This is a genomic window from Halorubrum aquaticum (assembly GCF_900113615.1).
Lineage (GTDB): Archaea > Halobacteriota > Halobacteria > Halobacteriales > Haloferacaceae > Halorubrum > Halorubrum aquaticum.
Window position 1 is genome coordinate 1 of the sequence record NZ_FOPZ01000015.1, and the last position, 18,431, is coordinate 18,431.

Below are 18,431 nucleotides of genomic sequence, written 5' to 3' on the forward strand. Positions count from 1 at the left end.
AAGTACGTCCTCGAGGTCAACTACCGATGGACCGAGGAGCGCGGCGTGAGCGCGGCCGACGTGCTCGTTTTCGACCCGATCGAGTGAGCGGGCCCGAATCGACCGGCGGCCTCGTTGAATTCTGTGAGAGGGGATCGATCCCGATCCAGTTGCGGTCAATACAGGTGAGAGAGGTATCAATCCGGGGCGGTGGCGCGCCTCCGAGCGCCCGAACGGGCGCGAGGAGCCCGCGAGGGACGCCGCGAACGCTTGAAAAGCGTGAGCGGCGAGGCTGGGGAGGTGTGAGGTGCGGGGCTGTGCGGGGCGGGATGGGACACAAAGGGGCAGTCGCCGGCGGCGGAGCCGCCGGCTGCCAGAGGCGCGGAGCGCCTCGTGGCTGGGGCTTTGGACGTGTTCACCGCGCCAGCAACGACTCCCTTCTCCTCACCTCGATCACTTACGAAACACCCGTCCTATAAGCACTCGAGATATAACGCCGTCTCACACGGGTACCCTCCGAAGGGAACGAGTCCGACGAGGCGGCCGAATTCCGATCCGAACGCGACTTACCCGCCGACCCCGTGGATCCGGCATGGACGTCTACGAGCTGGGCGAGGGCCCGGCGGAAGTCGCGGTCGTCGGGGCGATCCACGGCGACGAGCCCTGCGGAGTCCGCGCGGTCGAGCGGCTCGTCGCCGAGGAGCCCGACGTCGAGCGCGCGGTGAAGCTGATCGTCGCGAACGAGGAGGCGCTCGCGGATGGCAGTCGCTACCTGGAGGCCGACCTCAACCGGTCGTTCCCGGGCGATCCCGACGCCGGGACTCACGAGGAGCGGCTCGCCTACCGGCTCCGATCGGAGCTGGTCGGCTGTACGACCCTCGCGATCCACTCGACGCAGTCGTACGCGGAACCGTTCGCGGTCGTCGACTCGATGGACGAGGTCGCCCGCGCGGTCGCGCCGCACCTCCCGGTCGACGCCGTCATCCAGACCGACGCCTTCACCGAGGGTCGGCTGATCGAACACCCGCACACCATCGAGATCGAGGCGGGTCTCCAGGGGAGCGAGGCGGCCGCCGACAACGCCTACTGGGTCACCCGCGCGTTCCTCGCGGCGACCGGCGCGCTGCCCGCGCCCGGCTCCGACGACGTGATAGACGCCGGCGGCCGAGAGGACGTGCCCGTCTTCCGGCTCCGCGACCGGATCCCCAAGCCGGCCGCCGAGGAGTACGAGGTGTTCGCGCACAACTTCGAGCGCGTGGAGGCCGGCGACCGCTTCGCGACCGCCGACGGCGAGCCGCTCCGCGCGGAGGAACCCTTCTATCCCGTGTTGTTGTCGGCGTACGGCTACCGCGACCAGTTCGGGTACGTCGCCGAGCGCGTCGGCGCACTCGAGTAGTCCGGTCGTCCGCTTCCGGGCATCTCCCTCTCCCGAGAATCTCCCCCCGAGAATCTCCTTTTCCCGAGGACCGCTACTCCACGAGTTCGATCGTGTCGTCGCCGTTCGGCACCGCACACAGGAACGCGCCGGGCGAGTCGCCCTCGTTTCGGTACCAGTGTTCGACGCCCGCCGGGATGAGAAGCGAGTCGCCCGCCTCCACGGTGTGCTCCTCCTCGCCGACCCCGACGACGTACTCGCCCGCGAGGACGTGCTGTTCGTGTTCGACCGCGTTCGTGTGTCTGGGGACCTCGCTGCCGGCGGCGAGTTCGAACCGCCGGATCGCGAAGTTGGGCGCGCCGTCCGACTCGTCGAGGAGGACGCCCTTCCGGAGCCCCTCGGCCGCGTCGACCGGGTCGTAGGCGATCTCGTTCGCACGTTTGAGGACCGGTTCCGCGTCGTCGGTCGCTCGTTCGGCGGTACCGGCCGTTTCCTCGTCGTCAGTCGCCTCGCTCATACCGGTCGCGTCGTCCCCGACCGGCATAAATGGATTTATTGTGGTATGGTGAATCGTGACGGACATATGCAAGAGAACGTACCTCACGCCGACCGCGGCGAAGCGGACGGAGAGACGATCCCGCACTGGCACGACCCGAAGAGCGAGGGAATGACCATCGTCGAGGGGGAAGACGCGACGGTCTACGACGACGAGGGGAACGCGTACCTCGATTTCGTCTCACAGCTCTACTGTACGAACGCGGGCCACAGCAACGAGGCGATAACGGACGCGATGACCGCACAGATGGAGCGGATCCCCTACGTCTCCTCGGCGAAGGGTAACGACGTCCGTGACGCGCTGGCGGCGGACCTCGCCGAGATCGCGCCCGGGTCGCTCTCGGAGGTGTACTTCTCGATCTCGGGGAGCGAGGCGAACGAGTCGGCCGCCCAGATCGCGCGGACGGTCCAGGACGCCCCGAAGGTGCTGACGCGGTGGCAGTCCTACCACGGCGGGACCGCCGGCGCGGGCGCGCTCACCGGGGACCCGAGCACGCGGTCGACCGTCGGCCGCTACGCCGCGACGACCGGGTCGGGGAAGTTCCTGCCGCCGCTGCCGACGGCGTTCGACGCCGACTCGCCGGAGGACCTCGCGGAGCAGGCCGCCGACCACGTGGAGTTCGTGATCCGGAACGAGGGGGCCGACTCCGTGGCCGCGATCATGATGGAGCCGGTCGGCGGGTCGAGCGGCGGGTATCCCGCGCCGCCGGGCTACTTCGAACGCCTCCGTGAGATCTGTGACGAGTACGACGTGTTGTTGATCGCCGACGAGGTGATCACCGGATTCGGCCGCTGTGGCGACTGGTTCGGCATCGACACCGAGGACGTCGAACCCGACATGATCACGTTCGCGAAGGGCGTCACGAGCGCGTACGCCCCGCTTGCCGGCGTGATCGCCGACGACTGGATCGGCGAGACCGTCCGCGAGGAGGGGTACGACCTCGGACAGACGTTCGCCGGACACCCGGTGGCCTGCGCCGCCGGCCGTGCCGCGATCGACGAGTACGAGTCACACCTCATCGACGACGTCCGGGAGCTGACGCCGGTGCTCGAGTCCCGCCTGAAGGAGTTGGAGGACGCACACGACGCGGTCCGGACCGTGCGCGGCCGGGGGTTCCTCTGGAGCGTCGTCTTCGCCGACCCCGAGACCGGCGAACCCTTCGTTCACCCGTGGGCCGCCGACGCGGACGAAGACGAGGAGAACCCGGTCGCCGCGGTCCGGGAGGCGGCCGCCGACCGGGGAGTCATCTTCGGCAGCGGCCGGCCGGACGTACAGGTCCTCATCTCCCCGCCGCTCTGTACCACCCGTGACGAGCTCGAACGGGGCATCGACGCGCTCGATGCGGCGATCGAGGAGACGTTCGAGTAGCGGACCGTCACCCGTTTTCGACCCGAGCGGGGGATCGGCGGGCGAACTCCCCACGGTGAACAGTTAAACGGCCGCCCGATCAACACGAGGGCATGCGTGGACTCCGGATCGGGACCGTCGTCGGCATTCCGGTCAGACTCAACTGGACGTTCCTGATCGTGTTGCCGCTTTTCGCCTATCTCATCGGATCGGAAGTGGAGACGATCGCCGGCGTGATGAACGAGACGCTGGGTGCCGGCATCGACACGGCGGCCGTCGGGGTCGGAACCACCCCGTGGCTGCTCGGGCTGGCGGCCGTGGTCGGGCTGTTCGCCGGCGTCCTGCTTCACGAGTTCGGCCACTCGCTCGTCGCGATGCGGTACGGCTACGAGATCGAGTCGATCACGCTGTGGCTGCTCGGCGGGCTCGCGAACTTCGCGGAGTTCCCCGAGGACTGGAAACACGAGTTCTGGATCGCGGTCGCGGGGCCGATAGTCAGCCTCGGCGTCGGCGCGGTCTGTTACGGCGTCTTCGTGCTCGCGCCCGCGGGATCCAACGCCCTGCTGTTCGTGTTCAGCTACCTCGCGGTGTTGAACGTCGTCCTCGCCGGCTTCAACATGCTTCCGGCGTTCCCGATGGACGGCGGGCGCGTCCTCCGGGCGCTTCTCGCACGCAACCAGCCGCACGCGCAGGCGACCCAGCGTGCGGCCGCCATCGGCAAGGTGTTCGCGTTCCTGATGGGCGTCTTCGGGCTGTTGACGTTCCAGCTGCTCCTCATCGTCCTCGCCTTCTTCATCTACATCGCGGCCTCCGGGGAGGCCCAACAGACGACGCTGAAGGCGGTCTTCGAGGGCGTCACCGTCGCGGACGTGATGACGCCCCGCGACCGGCTCCACACGGTGACCGAGACCACCTCCGTCGCCGAGTTGATGAGCCGGATGTTCGAGGAGCGACACACCGGCTATCCGGTGATGGACGGCGGGGACCTCGTCGGCATGGTCACCCTCGAGGACGCCCGCGAGGTTCGAGAGGTCGAGCGCGACGCCTACCGCGTCGAGGACGTGATGGAGACGGACATCGCCTCCGTCACCGCCGGCACGGACGCGATGACCGCCCTCCAGGAGATGCAGGAACACGGCGTGGGTCGCCTCCCCGTCCTCGACGCGGACGGCGAGCTGATCGGGCTCATCTCGCGGTCCGACCTGATGACCGCGTTCAACATCATCCAGACCGGCGGCACCCCGAGCGTGATCACCGGCCGGCGCGCTGAGGAAGACGGTCGGATCCTTTGAGGTGGGTCGAACCCTCTGAGACGTCGAGGAACCGCCCGCAGTCTACCGGATCAGTCGTCCGCGGAGCCGGCCGGCGTCGCTGCCGCGTCCGCGTTCTCGTCGTCGTCCGCCAGCTCGGAGAGCCGGTCGAGCGCGTCGACCATCGCGACGACGCTGGCGCGCGTGATGTCGGCGTCGGACGCCGAGACCGAGACGGAGCGGTCGCCCCGCGAGAGGTCGACCGCCACGGTGACGACGGCGTCGGTGCCGCCGGTGATCGCGTCGACGTGGTAGGAGTCGAGCTCGAAGGAGACGGCGTCGACGCCGCCGCTCTCGTCGGCGAGCGCGGCGCGAACCGCCTCGAGGCCGGCGTCGACCGGCCCGGAGCCGGTGCCGGAGGCGACCCGCTCCTCGTCGCCGACGCGGAGCCGTACCGAGGCGGTCGGCAGGTTGCCGCCGGAGGTCGCGGAGAGGTCGACGAGTTCGACCTGGCGGTCGCGCTCGCGGCCCTGGACGTCCTCGGTGATCGCCAGTAGGTCCGCGTCGGTCACCCGCTTCCCGCGGTCGCCGAGCTCCTTGACCCGGGAGACGACCTCGCGGAGCTCGTCCTCGTCGACGTCGACGTCGTGGTCGGCGAGCGCGGCCGCGACGCCCGCGCGCCCGGCGTGTTTGCCCAACACGAGCCGTCGTTCGCGGCCGACCGTCTCGGGCGGGTACGGCTCGTACATCGTCCCGTCCTTCAGCGTGCCGTCGGTGTGGATGCCGGACTCGTGGGCGAACGCGTTCGCGCCGCACACCGCCTTGTTGGGCGGGATCGCGACGCCGGTCACCTCCGAGACGCGCCGGCAGAGCCGGTAGAGCCGCTCGACGTCGACGGTGTCCACGTCGTAACAGCGGTTGAGCGCGATCGCGACCTCCTCTAAGGCCACGTTGCCGGCGCGCTCGCCGACGCCGAGGACGGTGCCGTGGACCGTGTCCGCGCCCGCCTTCAGCCCGGCGTGGACGTTCGCCAGCCCGAAGCCGAGGTCGTCGTGGGTGTGGAGGCTCGTCGGACCGAGCTCGGCGAGTCGGGAGGCGACCTCGGCGGTTCGCTCCGGGCCGGCCGCGCCGACGGTGTCACAGTAGCAGACGCGGTCCGCGCCCGCGTCGAGGCCGGCACCCATGAGCCGCTCGAGATAGTCGAGGTCGGCCCGCGAGCCGTCCTCGCCGAGCACCTCGACCCAGAGGTCGTGCTCCTTGGCGTACTCGACCAGCTCGACGGTGGTGTCGACGACCTCCTCGCGGCTCGAACCCACCTTCGTCTCGACGTGTTTGTCCGAGGCGGGCACGACGAGGTTGACGCCGTCGACGTCGCAGTCGAGCGCGCGGTCGATGTCGGACCGGACGCCGCGCGCGAAGCTGGTGACCGTGGCGTCGAGCCCCTCGCGGGCGACGCGGCGGATCCCCTCGCGTTCGCCCTCGGAGGTACACGCCGAGCCGGCCTCGATCACGTGGACGCCCGCGGCGTCGAGCTCGCGGGCGACGTCGACTTTGTCCGCGGGCGTGAGCGAGACGCCGGGCATCTGCTCGCCGTCGCGCAGCGTCGTGTCCAGCAGCTGTACCTCCTCGAGGTCGGTGAGTGGGTTCGGGTTCAAAAGGGTCTCCGTGGTCCGTGTCGGTGTCGTTCGGTCGGTTCCGCCGTCGGAAACGAGAGTTCGAGCGTCGGGGCTAGCGTCGGAGTGGGCGTTACTGTCGGCGAATTTCACGGCCAGCCGCCGTGAGGCGACTTGCTCTATCCTCCGAACGACCACGAGTGTCTCGTGTCATTCGTACCCGTGCGGACGGTCCTCAGGGTAATAAATCAGACGGTTCGCGTCCGAACTCGCCGACCGATCGTCGGTCAAACCGGACCGAGGCCGACGATCCGTCACCGTTCACCCCAGAAGCGAGCGCAGCGAGCGGCGGCGGGTTCCACACCGTTCCCGGTAGTCACAGGACGTGCATCGGTCGTCGTCGACGCGGGCCGGCGGCCCGTCGATCGCCCGAACCGCCCGGAGCGCCCGGCGGTAGGCCGCCTTCCGACGGGTCGTGAGCCGGACCTCCCGGACGACGCCGACGGCGGGGTACTCGAGGAGCGCCCGCCGAACGGGTTGTTCCCATTCCCACGCGAGCGCCTTGGCGGCCGCGACCGCCCGGACCGACTGCGGTCCCCAGACGCCGCGATCCGGCGGCTCGCCCGGCGAACAGACCACCGGCATCGGCGGTCCGCCGTCGACGCCCGCGAGCAGCTTGTGGACGACGCCGTGACACTCCCGCCCCGAGAGGAACGCCCGGGTTTCGGCCGGGTCGACGAGCCGGTCGTACAGGTCGCGCTCGCGGAGCCGCGAGAGGTTGCGCCGGTAGGCGGCCGGCTCGCGCCGGATCGGGAGCCGACGGAGGACCGAATCGGGAGCGTCGACGAGTTCGGGATACCGATACGCCAATTCGATCCGGTCGCGGACCTCGGCGGGGAGGCTCCGGTCGTCCTCGCGGCGACGATAGTAGAGTTGGCGTGGGCAGTACGCCGCGGCCGCGAGGTCGCTGAAGGGGGTCACGGGGAGGATCGCCGCGGTATGGAATATAAGGAATCGGTCTGGGCGGATCCGGGGGGCGGGGTTCATACACCCTTGAGGATCGCGGTGGCGTGCCTCCGAGCGCCCGGAGGGCGCGAGGAGCCCGCGAGGGACGCCGCGACCGAAGGGAGCGGCAGCGAGGCGCTCCGCGCCTCTGGCAGCCGGCGGCTCTGCCGCCGGCGACGAGGCTGGGGAGGCGTGAGGCGCGGGGCTGTGCGGTTCGGGGTGGGACTCAAAGGGGCAGTCGCGAGGGCGAAGCCTGACGACGCAAGGACCGCAGGAGCGAGTGAAACGAGCGACGAGGGCCACAGCGAGTCACGCGAGTCCTCGCGACTGGGGCTTTGGCGGTGTTCACCGCGACAGCAACGACGTAGCGCCTCGCGGCTGGGCTTCGGAACGGTCCTCAGCATGCTGTCCAGTCAACGTATCGAACACGACACGAGAGGTCGGATCCGAACCACGACCTACAGCGACACGTCGGTCTCGATGTCCTCGGTCGCCTCGCGCAGGCCGTCATCGCGGGCGGTCGCGGCGTGGGCGTCCTCGATGTCGGCGTCGGTGAGGAGCGCGCGGAACTCGTCGCGGAAGCGGTCGTTCACGCGCGTGGACGCGAGGTCGGCGCGGGCGACGGGGACGAACTCGCGAACCGTCCCGGCGTCGGCGTCGAGCTTCGCCGCGATCGCCTCGACCGACCGATCGGCCGCGAGCAGCCGTTTCAGCGCCGCGTACTCGAAGGGGGCGTCCCGGTCGGCATCGGCGACGAGGTGGAGGTCGAGGCGGGCGTCGCGGACCGTCCGGGCGTCACGCTCCGTCCGGGCGTCAGGCCCCGAGTCGGACCCGCCGAGAGCGTCGGCGATCGCCGCGTCGTCCTCGTCATCGAAGAAGCCGAAAACGACGCGTTCGTACTCGGCGTCGGTGAGTTCGACGTCGGGAGCGTCACCATCCGCATCACCGTCACCGCTTCCGGCGTCGAAGTCGTACCGCTCGCGCATCGTCGCGACGAGTTCCGCGACGCGTGCTTCGACCGCGTCGTCGTCGCGGTCGACGAGGCTCCCGGGCGACTCCTCCTGTCGGTCGGTCACGGTGTCCGAGCCGGTGGCGTCGACGAAGATGTCCCGGAGTTCCTCGGTCTTCTCGTCCATGCTCCCTGAACGGAGGCGGCGCGGGCGAAAAAGGGTGTCGGCGGGCCGAGCGTTCCCTGCGTTCCGTGCGAGTCGTCCTCGAATTCGCGATCCGGAGGCTCCGATGTCGGTAAACCAATACGATAAAATAGGTTTACGAGAGACCGGCGGGCATGTCGACTCGAACCGAGTCCGTCGATCTCGTCGGCGACGAAGCCGCGACCAATCTCGCGCGCGCGGCGCTCTTCGCCGCGCTCGTCGGCGCGTTCGCGTACGTCACGTTTCCGAACCCGATCTCGCCCGTCTCCGTGACGCTCCAGGTGCTCGGCGTCTTTCTCGCGGGTATCTACCTCGGGCCGGTCTGGGGGCCGGCCGCGCTCGTCCTCTACCTCGCGGCAGGTGCGCTCGGCGCACCGGTTTTCGAGGGCGGCTCCGCGGGCGTCGGCGTCCTCGTCGGGCAGTCCGCGGGGTACCTCTGGTCGTACCCGCTGGCCGCGGGCGTCGTCGGCGCGGTCGTCCATCGCGGGGCCACCCTCCGTGACCCCGACGCCGCCGGGCTCGCGACGCTGGTCGCCGCGATGGTCCTCGGAACCGTCGTCATCTACGCGCTCGGGGTCGCCGGACTCGCCCTCGTCCTCTCGCTCGGGCCCGTCGAGGCGGTCGCGGTCGGGGCCGTCGCGTTCCTCCCCGCCGAGGCGCTGAAGATCGCCGCCGCGGTCGGGATCGTGCGGTCCGACGCGATCGCGGCCGCCTGAACCGTGATCACCCTTGAGGACGTCACGTGTCGGTACGGCGCTCACGATCGCGGTGAGGACGACGGAGACGCGATCGATGACTCGGTCCTCGCCGTCGACGACGTGACGCTCTCGGTCCCCGACGGCGAGTTCCTCGTCGTCGCCGGCGCGAACGGCTCCGGGAAGACGACGCTCGTCCGCACGTTCAACGGGCTCGTGCGGCCGGACTCGGGGACCGTCTCGGTGAACGGGACCCCCGTGAGCGAGGACCTCGTCGCCGCCCGCGCCGCGGTCGGGATGACCTTTCAGGACCCCCGCGACCAGCTGGTGTCCGCGACCGTCGGCGGCGACGTGGCCTTCGGCCCGGAGAACCTCGGGCTGCCCCGCGAGGAGATCGACCGCCGGGTGGAGGCCGCGCTCGACGCGGTGGACATGGCCGGACGCGGGGACGACCGGATCACGACGCTGTCGGGCGGTGAGCGCCAGCGCGTCGCGATCGCGGGCGCGCTCGCGATGGAGCCCGACCACCTCGTGTGCGACGAGCCGTTCACCGGGCTCGACGAGCCGGCCCGCGAGTCGGTCCTCACCCGCCTTCGCGAACGCCACGCGGGGGGGACCGGCGTCGTCGTCGTCACCCACGACCTCCGCGACGTGGTCGGGTTCGCGGACCGGGTCGTCGGCCTCGACGACGGCCGGATCGTCGTCGACGGGCCGCCGTCGGAAGCCGTCCCGACGCTGTCGGACATCGGCGTGCGGGTGCCGGCGGGATTCGACGCCGCCGGCGACGACCACGCCGGGAGGTCGGACGAGCCGTGACCCTCGAGTACGTCCCGGGTGATTCGCTCGCCCACCGCCTCGACCCGCGAACGAAGCTGCTCGTCCAGATCGGGTTCGCCGCGGCCGCCTACGCCCACACGACCCCACGCGGACTGGCAGTCCTCACGCTTCTGGCCGGCGGCAGTCTGTGGGCCGCCGACGGCGACCCGGTCGACCTGTGGGGGTACCGGTTCGCGCTGCCGGTGCTTCTCGCCGCTCCCCTCGTCGCCGGCGCGACGCTCGGGACTCCGTGGTTCCGGGTCGCGCGAGCCGAAACGGCGGCGCTCGCGAGCTACCGGGTCCTGCTCCTGCTCGTCGTCGCCGCGGCCTACGTGCGGTCGACCCCCGTTCGCGACTCGCGGGCGGCGATCCACCACACGGTCCCGGGCCGAATCGGCGCGTTTCTCGGGGTCGGCGTGGCGCTCGTGTTCCGCTTCCTCCCGCTCCTCCGGCGCGACCTGCTGGCCGCGCGGGAGGCGGTCCACGTCCGCGGTGGCGACCGGCTCCCCGTCCACGAGCGGATGCGGCTGATCGCGGTCGCCGGGACGAACCGGGCGTTCGGCCGGGCCGACCGGCTGGGGACCGCGCTGGCCGCGCGGTGTTTCGCGTGGAACCCGACGCTCCCGCGGCTGGCGTTCCGCCGGGCCGACTACCCCGTGCTCGCGCTCGGAGCCGGGTTGCTCGCGACCGCGGTAGCGACGACGGTCTGACCGACGACGATCCGACCGTCGCCGCCGACGATCCGACTGCCGTCGCCGACGATCCGACCCCGGACGGTTGCTCCGCCTGGGCCCCCGCGTGGCAAGTTTTAACCCGACCGTATGCTCGTGATAGATCATGACCGCGCTGCAGACGGCCACCCGCGAGACGTTCTGGACGATCGGTCCAGTCGGGAAGGCCGCGTTCTACTGGCTCGCCGCGGTGGCGATCCTCGCGTTCCTGTACGGGGTGTACGCCCGGTTCGCGGCGTACGCGAGAGGGCGCGAGGACCCGCGTGACCGCCTCTCCGATCTCCCCGGCCGCGTCGTCTCGGCGACGCGAACCGTCCTCTCGAACGAGAACCAGTTCGACGGGGACCTGTACGCGGGCGTGATGCACACGTTCGTGCTCTGGGGCTTTCTCGTCTTACTCGTCGCCACGACGATCCTCGGGTTCGACATCGACGTCTACCGCCCGCTCGCCGGCGAGTCCTTCTGGGTCGGCGAGTTCTATTTAGTCTACCAGTTCGCCGTCGACGCGTTCGGCCTGCTGTTCGTCGTCGGCGTCGGCATGGCGATGTTCCGACGCTACCGCGAGCGCGACGGGCGGCTGTGGGGCAAACACACCTCGCTCGAGGACGACGCGTTCGTCTGGACGCTCCTCCTGCTCGGCGTCGGCGGCTTCGTCCTCCAGGCGATCGGCATCGTCGGCCAGCCGGCGCGCGCGGACGAGACGGTGAGCTTCGTCGGCATGGCGATGGCGGCCGGGTTCGAGGCGGCGGGACTGACGACCGCGGGCGCGGAGGCGGTCTACGGGGTCGTCTGGTGGAGCCACTCGCTCCTCGCGTTCGCGTTCGTCGCGTGGATCCCCTACGCGAAGCCGTTCCACATGATCTCCTCGTTCGCGAACGTCGTCGTCCGCGACGAGCAGGCGGGCGCGCGGCTCCCGAACGTCCCCGCCGACCTCGACCACACCAACGCCGAGTCCCTCGAGGACTTCACCTGGAAGGAGCTGATGGACGGCGACGCCTGTACCAAGTGCGGGCGCTGTACCGACGCCTGTCCGGCCGACACGGTCGGGCGGAACCTCGATCCCCGCGACGTGATATTGGACCTGAAAGCGTACCGCGAGTCCGTGGTCGACGACCCGGTCGCCGGGAGACGCGAAAACGAGGCGGTCGCCGACGGCGGCGTGGCGAGCGCCGCCGCCGGCGACGGCGGCACGGTTCCCATCGTCGCCGACGAGGGCGGCGTGATCGCGAGCGAGTCGATGGAGTCGTGTATGTCCTGTATGGCGTGTATGGACGCCTGTCCAGTCGACATCGAGCACCTCACCTCGTTCACGCGCATGAACCGCCAGCTCGTCGACGAGGGCGCGGTCGACTCCAACCTCCAGGACGTGTTTCAAGACGTCATGCAGAAGGGGAACACCTTCGGGGAGTCGCAATCGAGCCGGGGCGACTGGACCGATGACCTCGGGTTCGATGTCGAGGACGCCCGGGAGACCGAGGTGGAGTACCTCTGGTACGTGGGCGACTACCCGAGCTTCGACGACCGAAACAGGAAGGTCGCCCGCGCGCTCGCCCGGCTGTTCGAGGAGGCGGACGTGTCGTTCGGCATCCTCTTCGACGACGAGAAGAACGACGGCAACGACGTCCGCCGGATCGGCGAGGAGTTCCTCTACCTCGAACTCGCCGGCCACCACGTCGAGACGTTCGCCGACTGCGAGTTCGACTCGATCGTCTGTACGGACCCGCACTCGTACAACACGATGAGAAACGAGTACCCCGAGGTCGACTTCGCGGAGTTCGCCGACGACCCGATGATGCCGTTCGACCGCGAGGAGCCGTGGAACCCCGAGGGAGCGATCGACGTGCTCCACTGGACGCAGGTCGTCGAGGAGCTGGTCGCGGCGGGTCGTCTGGGGCTGTCCGGCGACGAGCTCGACTACACCGTTACCTACCACGACCCCTGCCACCTCGGGCGGTACAACGACGAGTACGAGGCACCGCGCGAGCTGATCCGCGCGACCGGCGCGGAGCTGTACGAGATGCCCCGGTCCCGGTCGGACTCGTTCTGCTGTGGCGGCGGCGGCGGCGGGCTCTGGACGGAACACGAGGAGGAGGTGAAACCGAGCGAGGAGCGGCTCCGTGAGGCGGTTGAGGACACCGACGCGGGCGACGCCGTGGAGAAGTTCGTCGTCGCCTGTCCGATGTGTACGACCATGTTCGAGGACGGGCGGAAGACGGGCGGGTTCGAGGAGGACGTCGAGGTCGTCGACGTGGCGGAGCTCCTGATCGAGGCGGTGGAGGCGGGTTCCTGACGGGCCGAACGAGGCGGGTCCTGCGGGAAGAAACGGAACTCAGACGCGGCGGGGAGTCGACTCGACGGCGTCGTCGGTCCGGCGAAGCAGCGCCCGACCGGGGGCTCGGTCGCGGACGGGCGCGTCGCCGAGGTAGTCGACGAGGGCGTCCCGGAGCAGCGTCGTTCCCTCCGCGTCGAGTTCGTCCCCGCGTTCGATGCGGGCGAGCGGGCGGCGGTACGGGGAGGCGTCTCCGCCGGCGTCGACGACGCGCTCACAGGCGTCGAGCAGCGCCGCGTGCGCGACCCACGCCTCCTCGCGGGAGAGCGTCAGGTCGATCGCGTCGGTTCTCCGAGGGGGCATTCACCTGGGTTCTCCAGAGGGAGGGTCTTAAAAGTATGCCCGAGTTCCATGGTTTAAGAGTCGCCGCACGAAAGCGCGGGTATGGTGCGGGATCCGTCGCGCGAGGAGACTTCCCCGGACGTCGCCGAGGTGCTCGACGCGCTGTCCGACGAGGCCGCCCGGCGGATCGTCGCGGCGCTCTCGGAGCCGAAGACGGCGAGTGAACTCTCCGAGGAGTGCGACGTCCCGCTCTCGACGACGTACCGAAAACTGGAGAAGCTCACCGACGCGTCCCTGTTGAACGAGTCGACCGACATCCGGCGCGACGGCCAGCACACGACGCGGTACAACGTCGCGTTCGAGGAGGTCGTCGTCTCGATCGACGAGGCGGACGGGCGCGAGCTGGCCGTCGAGTTCGAGCGTCCCGAGCCGACGCGCGACGAGCGGCTGGCGGACCTGTGGTCGGAGCTTCGTGAGGAAACATGACAGCAGCATACATCGACCTGACGATAATCGTGGCAAAGACCGCCATCCTCGTGTTGGGTGGCTCGATCACCTACTACGCGCTCCGGGCGTTCGAGCGCACCGGCGACCCGTCGCTTCGAGCGCTCGGGATCGGGTTCGGCGTGGTCACCGTCGGCGCGTTGGTCGGCGGCGTCTCCCACCAGATCATCGGCGCGGACCTCGCGGTGGGGATCGCGATCGACAGCCTGCTGACGGCCGTCGGATTCGCGGTGATCGTCTACTCCCTGTATCTGGAGTGACCGTCCGGTTCGCGAGTCCTCGACGGATTCGCCGACGAACGGTAGCCTTTTGCGGGGCTCACGCGTGGGATCGGACGAATGAGCGAGGCCGCACGCGAGGAGCTCTCCCGCCGGATCGCCGGCGAGATCGCGCTCAGTGACGACCCGGGAGCGACGCTCCGGAAGTGGCGGACCGACTTCGACGTCTCACAGACGGAGCTCGCCGACCAGCTCGGCGTGTCCTCCTCCGTGGTCTCCGACTACGAGAGCGGCCGCCGCGAGAGCCCCGGGATCGGCGTGGTCCGCCGGACCGTGGAAGGACTCCTCGACATCGACGAGCGACGCGGCGGCGGTCGCCTCCGGCAGTACGCCCGCGTCCTCTCGGCCGGGTTCGAGAGCGACATCGTCCACGACCTCCGGGAGTACGCGACCGCCGTCCCGCTGGAGGACTTCTACGAGGCGATGGGGGCGACGGAGGTCGTCCGCGGCGACCGCGACCACGTCAACGGCCACACCGTGATCGACTCCATCCAGGCGATCACTCGCCTGTCGAGCGAGGAGTTCTACCGGCTGTACGGCCAGTCGACGAACCGCGCGTTGGTGTTCACGCGGGTCACTCGCGGGGAATCGCCGCTCGTCGCGATGCGCGTCGTCAGCCCGACCCCGAACGCGGTCGTGCTCCACGGGATCGACGCCGACGACCTCTGGGAGCACGCCGGCGACCTCGCCCGCGTGGACGGCTTCTCCCTCGCGACCTCCACGCGCGACCTCGAGGCGTGTCTGGCGGACCTCCGGGAGCTTTGAGGCGGGGTGACGCCGTCGCGGAGAACGCTTGGCAACCGCGGCCCTGAAACCCCTGGCCCGTCTCGATCCGGCCATGAGCGACCGAGGATACGCGGAGCGGCTCGCCGCCAACCGTGAGGAGAAGGACGAGTTCTTCGCCGAACACCCGCAGTCGCCGATCCCGCCGGAACACCGCGAGGGGTTCGACGGGCTCGAGTACTTCCCGCCCGACCCGGACTACCGCGTCGAGGCGACCGTGACCGTCCACGAGGAGCCCGAGCCCGTGGAGATGGAGACGACCGCGAGCAACCCGGTCCGCTACCTGCGGATCGTGACGTTCTCCTTCGAGATCGACGGCGAGGAACACGAGCTCGCCGGCTATCGTCAGGAGGGCGACGACGGGGCGATCTTCGTCCCGTTCCGCGACAAGACCACCGGCCAGCAGACGTACCACCAGGGGCGGTACATGGAGCTGGAGCCGGACGACGAACTCGAGGACGGCGACGCCGTCGTCGTCGACTTCAACCTCGCGTACAGCCCCTTCTGTGCGTACAGCGAGACGTTCGCGTGCCCGCTCCCGCCCGAGGAGAACTGGCTGGAGACCGTGGTCCCCGCCGGCGAGCGGGCACCCGCGTTCGCCGAATCGGAGTAGCCGGAGCGCTCCCGAACCCCGGCGCGCGCCTCCGAGCGGCCGAAGGCCGAGAGGAGCCCGCGCGAGGGAGGCCGAGGGGACCCGCCGGTGACTCCGGCGGGTCACCGAGGCCGAGGCTGGGGAGGCGTGAGGTGCGAGGCGGTCGCGGTGTGCGGGGTGTAGTTGCGGTGTGTAGGGTGTGGTTACGATGCGCGTGGCGTGGTACGGGTGCGGTCCATCGCGCCCGACGACTCGAGATCGGGAGGGGGATCCGGGAGATCGGATCGCTTCCGACGGCCGAGACGAACCGCTCCCGGGAATCCTCTCGGATCGAACCCTACAACTGTCCTTCGTACCGCTCGATCGCGCGGTCGGCCCCCGCCGACAGGAACCCGGTGTCCGTTCCCGCGATCAGGTAGTCGTAGCCCGCCTCGACCCACCGGTCGACCAGTTCGTCGCTCGTCGCTAACGTCCCGACCGGCACCCCCTCGTCGTTCGCGGCGGCGATCGTCTCCCCGATCGCGTCCGTGAACTCGGGGTCGTCGTACTCGCCGAACCGCCCGAGCGACGCCGAGAGGTCGGCCGGGCCGACGAACAGCGCGTCGATCCCGGGAACCGCCGCGATCTCGCCGGCCGACTCGACCGCCCGCGGCGTCTCGATCTGGGCGATCACCGCGACGTCGTCGGCACCGGTCCGAAGGTATTCGTCGAGCCGTCGCCCGAAGTCGGACGCCCGGCTCCCGGCGACGCCGCGCTGGCCCCGATAGCCGTCGGAATCGACGCGGTTCGACGACTCGGCCGAGGCTTCCTCATCCCCGCTCCCGCTCGCGACCTGTGGCGGATACCGACACGCCTCGACCAGCTCGCGCGCGGCCGCCGGCGAGTTGATCTGCGGTGCCATGATAGCCGACGGGCCCGCGTCGAGCACGCGCTTGATCCGGGCGGGCTCCACGTCGGCGACGCGCACCAGCGCCTCCGTGTCGCCGGGAGCCGCCTCGACCGCCCGGAGCATGTTCTCGACTGACTCCGTCGTGGCCGGCGAGTGTTCGGTGTCGATGGTCACGAAGTCGAAATCGGCCGTCGCCAGCGCCTCCGCGGCGCCCGGCGAGGGCAGCGCACACCAGCCGCCGACCGGACGGTCGCCCTCCGCGAGCTTGCGTTTCAGGTCCATACGCCACGTTCGTGAACGGAGTACAAAAGCGCCGGTGCGGCGGCCATCGTCGGGGGGTTCGGAGACGCTCCGCCGCCCGAACGCACCCGGCGCTCACGGCGCGAAAGCACGCGAAAAACGCGAGCCGGCGTCGTCGAAGGTCGTCGGTATGACGACGACGGCGAGCCGGTTCGGGCTACAGTCGGCCGACGTTCTCGACGGCGACGGACTCGACGGACTCGACGTCCGCGAACGCCTCCTCGACGGCCTCGGTGCCGCCCGCGTCGTCGGGGACGATCACGGTCGGGAGCAGCGCGACGAGCCCGAACGCGACGTCGTCGCGTTCGAAGCCACGGATGCGCGCGCCCTGCGGGAGGGCGGCTTCGAGGTCGTCCTGAAGCTCGTCGAGGTCGACCTCGGGGCTGTTCGGCATGACCTTGATCTTGGCGGCGACGTCCCCCATCTCAGGGCCCCCGGAAGCCGCAGTCGTGGCACTCGTAGAGGTTGCTCTGCTTCCGGCACTTCGCACACCGGTGGATCGTCGCGCCACAGTCCGGGCAGGCGAACCGCGCGGCGTTCATCCCGGACACCTGGATGCCACAGGAGACACACTGCTTCGTGCCCCGGCTTTCGGTATCGCTCATACCAGTTCTCACCGGCGCGTGACGTTTAACCGTTGTTCTTTGCCCTCGTGTCGGGGGCGTCCACGAGCGCGAGGCCGTCGGTCGACCGCTTCGGTCCGCCACCTCGCCGCTCATCCCAGCATCAGCGGCCCGATCAACACGCCCATCAGGTGAACGCGCCGCGCGCCGAGCCGCGGCGGAAGGAGACCGAGGACCGCGGCGACGACGAAGACGCCGACGCCGAACGTGCCCGCGAACGCGTAGGAGACGCAGCCGAGCAGACAGAGGACGCCGACCGAAAGCCGAGTGTAGTCGAGGTTCCCGACCACCCGGAGGTACGCGTCGCCGACGAGGAGGAGGAGCGCGAACCCGCAGGCCGCCGCGGTGGCGCAGGCGACGAGGAGGATCGGCAGCGCGAGCGGCACTTCGGCCCGGTCGATCGCGACCGTGACGCCGGTCCGTGGCGTGCCGAGCGCGACGAGCGCGAACAGCGCGAAGACGGTATTGGCCGTGTTGGCCCCGCTCGTGGCGACGATGAACCCGCGGTCCGCCTCGCTCCGCGGGACCGCGGGCAGCGCCGCGACGCTCGCGATCGCCGCGGAGACGCCCGGAACGTAGCCGACGACCGCGCCGGCGAGCGATCCCGCGGTCGCGCTGACGCCGAGGTCGCGTTTCCCCATCGTGATCCGGGCGTCCGACTGCGGCGGGACACCCTCGCCGCCGAGCGCGTCGACGAGGACGGGCGCGCCGAACAGCCCGGCGAACAACGGCGCGAGTACCCCGCCGGCGTCCAGCGGTGCCGACGGGTCGACGTCGAGGGTGGCCACGCCGAGCGCGGCGCTCGCGAGGAAGGCGACGAATCCACCGACGGCGGCTCGCTTCGAGGACTCCGTGACGACGAGGAAGACGACGACGGCCGCGAGCAGGAGGGGAAGATGCGCCCGGACGGTCGGGTAGCCGCGAACCATGAGCCAGGTGATCGGGACCGCGAAGGGTACCGCCAGCGCGACCGCGAGCCCGGAGCCGACCGCGGACAGGCGGAGGGCCTCGCGACCGCGACCCGCCACCACGAGCCGGTGACCGGGCAGCGCGGCGACCGCGGTCGCGGCGTCGGGCACCCCGAGCGCGAGCGCGGGGACGATGTCGAGAAACGAGTGGACGACCCCCGCGCCGAGCATGGCGACGCCCACGAGAAGCGGGTCGGCGGGGATCGACGGAGCGATCCCGGCGAGCAGCAGTGCGAAGTTGTTCGCGTGGAGCCCGGGAACCAGCCCGCTCACGGTACCGAGGCTCGCGCCACAGAACAGGAAGGCGAGCGCGGCTCCGGCGAACGTCGGATCGACCACCGGGCGGACGAGCGCGTCCATCC

Annotated in this window: 20 protein-coding genes; 11 read left to right on the plus strand and 9 right to left on the minus strand. The window is 70.3% G+C overall.

The features are described 5' to 3' along the window. The first annotated feature begins 571 nt into the window (after window positions 1–571). Window positions 572–1,375 carry a M14 family metallopeptidase gene (locus F3H10_RS11855; protein ID WP_149784981.1) on the plus strand — a complete coding sequence of 268 codons (804 nt, stop codon included), beginning with the start codon at window positions 572–574 and terminating at the stop codon, window positions 1,373–1,375. Between the two features lie 73 nt (window positions 1,376–1,448). Here the strand turns inward: F3H10_RS11855 and F3H10_RS11860 are convergent, their stop codons facing one another. Continuing rightward, complete coding sequence (locus tag F3H10_RS11860; RefSeq protein WP_149784982.1) at window positions 1,449–1,871, minus strand: cupin domain-containing protein; 423 nt, start codon at window positions 1,869–1,871, stop codon at window positions 1,449–1,451. A gap of 66 nt (window positions 1,872–1,937) precedes the next feature. Between F3H10_RS11860 and F3H10_RS11865 the strand changes: the two genes are divergently transcribed. Beyond that, complete coding sequence (locus tag F3H10_RS11865; RefSeq protein ID WP_149784983.1) at window positions 1,938–3,278, plus strand: aminotransferase family protein; 1,341 nt, start codon at window positions 1,938–1,940, stop codon at window positions 3,276–3,278. 92 nt (window positions 3,279–3,370) lie between these two features. Further along, window positions 3,371–4,549 (plus strand): CBS domain-containing protein, encoded by a 1,179-nt coding sequence (locus F3H10_RS11870; RefSeq protein WP_149784984.1) that lies wholly within the window; start codon window positions 3,371–3,373, stop codon window positions 4,547–4,549. 50 nt (window positions 4,550–4,599) lie between these two features. Here F3H10_RS11870 and F3H10_RS11875 read toward each other — a convergent pair whose 3' ends face one another. From F3H10_RS11875 to F3H10_RS11885, 3 genes are all read right to left on the minus strand, one after another. Further along, window positions 4,600–6,162: a 2-isopropylmalate synthase gene (locus F3H10_RS11875; RefSeq protein ID WP_188127932.1), complete on the minus strand. Its 1,563-nt coding sequence runs from the start codon at window positions 6,160–6,162 to the stop codon at window positions 4,600–4,602. 279 nt (window positions 6,163–6,441) lie between these two features. Next, entirely contained in the window at window positions 6,442–7,101 is a 660-nt protein-coding gene (locus tag F3H10_RS11880) for a CRISPR-associated protein Cas4 (protein WP_188127933.1), read from the minus strand. A gap of 482 nt (window positions 7,102–7,583) precedes the next feature. Then, window positions 7,584–8,261 carry a hypothetical protein gene (locus F3H10_RS11885; protein ID WP_149784987.1) on the minus strand — a complete coding sequence of 226 codons (678 nt, stop codon included), beginning with the start codon at window positions 8,259–8,261 and terminating at the stop codon, window positions 7,584–7,586. Between the two features lie 152 nt (window positions 8,262–8,413). Between F3H10_RS11885 and F3H10_RS11890 the strand changes: the two genes are divergently transcribed. From F3H10_RS11890 to F3H10_RS11905, 4 genes are all read left to right on the plus strand, one after another. Then, the gene (locus F3H10_RS11890; RefSeq protein ID WP_149784988.1) at window positions 8,414–8,995 is read left to right on the plus strand and encodes a biotin transporter BioY; all 582 of its coding nucleotides are present in this window, start codon (window positions 8,414–8,416) and stop codon (window positions 8,993–8,995) included. 3 nt (window positions 8,996–8,998) lie between these two features. After that, a complete protein-coding gene (locus tag F3H10_RS11895) occupies window positions 8,999–9,790 on the plus strand; it encodes an energy-coupling factor ABC transporter ATP-binding protein (protein ID WP_149784989.1) in 792 nt (263 codons plus the stop codon). Further along, a complete protein-coding gene (locus F3H10_RS11900) occupies window positions 9,787–10,500 on the plus strand; it encodes an energy-coupling factor transporter transmembrane component T family protein (RefSeq protein ID WP_149784990.1) in 714 nt (237 codons plus the stop codon). Before F3H10_RS11895 ends, F3H10_RS11900 begins: the two co-directional genes overlap by 4 nt. A gap of 127 nt (window positions 10,501–10,627) precedes the next feature. Continuing rightward, window positions 10,628–12,811: a (Fe-S)-binding protein gene (locus F3H10_RS11905; RefSeq protein ID WP_149784991.1), complete on the plus strand. Its 2,184-nt coding sequence runs from the start codon at window positions 10,628–10,630 to the stop codon at window positions 12,809–12,811. Window positions 12,812–12,850: 39 nt separating this feature from the next. Here the strand turns inward: F3H10_RS11905 and F3H10_RS11910 are convergent, their stop codons facing one another. Continuing rightward, the gene (locus tag F3H10_RS11910) at window positions 12,851–13,153 is read right to left on the minus strand and encodes a DUF7853 family protein (protein WP_149784992.1); all 303 of its coding nucleotides are present in this window, start codon (window positions 13,151–13,153) and stop codon (window positions 12,851–12,853) included. Window positions 13,154–13,234: 81 nt separating this feature from the next. Here F3H10_RS11910 and F3H10_RS11915 point away from each other — a divergent pair, with 81 nt between their 5' ends. The 4 genes from F3H10_RS11915 to F3H10_RS11930 all read left to right on the plus strand — a co-directional run bounded on the left by F3H10_RS11915 (window position 13,235) and on the right by F3H10_RS11930 (window position 15,310). Continuing rightward, entirely contained in the window at window positions 13,235–13,618 is a 384-nt protein-coding gene (locus tag F3H10_RS11915) for an ArsR/SmtB family transcription factor (RefSeq protein WP_149784993.1), read from the plus strand. Beyond that, window positions 13,615–13,896: a DUF7521 family protein gene (locus tag F3H10_RS11920; RefSeq protein ID WP_149784994.1), complete on the plus strand. Its 282-nt coding sequence runs from the start codon at window positions 13,615–13,617 to the stop codon at window positions 13,894–13,896. Before F3H10_RS11915 ends, F3H10_RS11920 begins: the two co-directional genes overlap by 4 nt. 78 nt (window positions 13,897–13,974) lie before the next feature. Then, on the plus strand, window positions 13,975–14,679 hold the full coding sequence (locus tag F3H10_RS11925) for a helix-turn-helix domain-containing protein (protein WP_149784995.1): 705 nt from the start codon (window positions 13,975–13,977) through the stop codon (window positions 14,677–14,679). Window positions 14,680–14,752: 73 nt separating this feature from the next. Next, window positions 14,753–15,310, plus strand: coding sequence for a DUF1684 domain-containing protein (locus F3H10_RS11930; RefSeq protein ID WP_149784996.1), 558 nt, complete (start codon window positions 14,753–14,755; stop codon window positions 15,308–15,310). Between the two features lie 316 nt (window positions 15,311–15,626). Here F3H10_RS11930 and F3H10_RS11935 read toward each other — a convergent pair whose 3' ends face one another. The 4 genes from F3H10_RS11935 to F3H10_RS11950 all read right to left on the minus strand — a co-directional run bounded on the left by F3H10_RS11935 (window position 15,627) and on the right by F3H10_RS11950 (window position 18,429). Continuing rightward, a complete protein-coding gene (locus tag F3H10_RS11935) occupies window positions 15,627–16,460 on the minus strand; it encodes an HpcH/HpaI aldolase family protein (protein WP_149784997.1) in 834 nt (277 codons plus the stop codon). A 175-nt stretch (window positions 16,461–16,635) separates the two neighbouring features. After that, window positions 16,636–16,902, minus strand: a complete 267-nt coding sequence (locus tag F3H10_RS11940) for an elongation factor 1-beta (protein WP_149784998.1) — start codon at window positions 16,900–16,902, stop codon at window positions 16,636–16,638. Window position 16,903: 1 nt separating this feature from the next. Further along, window positions 16,904–17,083, minus strand: coding sequence for an HVO_2753 family zinc finger protein (locus F3H10_RS11945; RefSeq protein ID WP_122106307.1), 180 nt, complete (start codon window positions 17,081–17,083; stop codon window positions 16,904–16,906). A gap of 110 nt (window positions 17,084–17,193) precedes the next feature. After that, entirely contained in the window at window positions 17,194–18,429 is a 1,236-nt protein-coding gene (locus F3H10_RS11950) for a tripartite tricarboxylate transporter permease (protein ID WP_149784999.1), read from the minus strand. Window positions 18,430–18,431 lie beyond the last annotated feature (2 nt).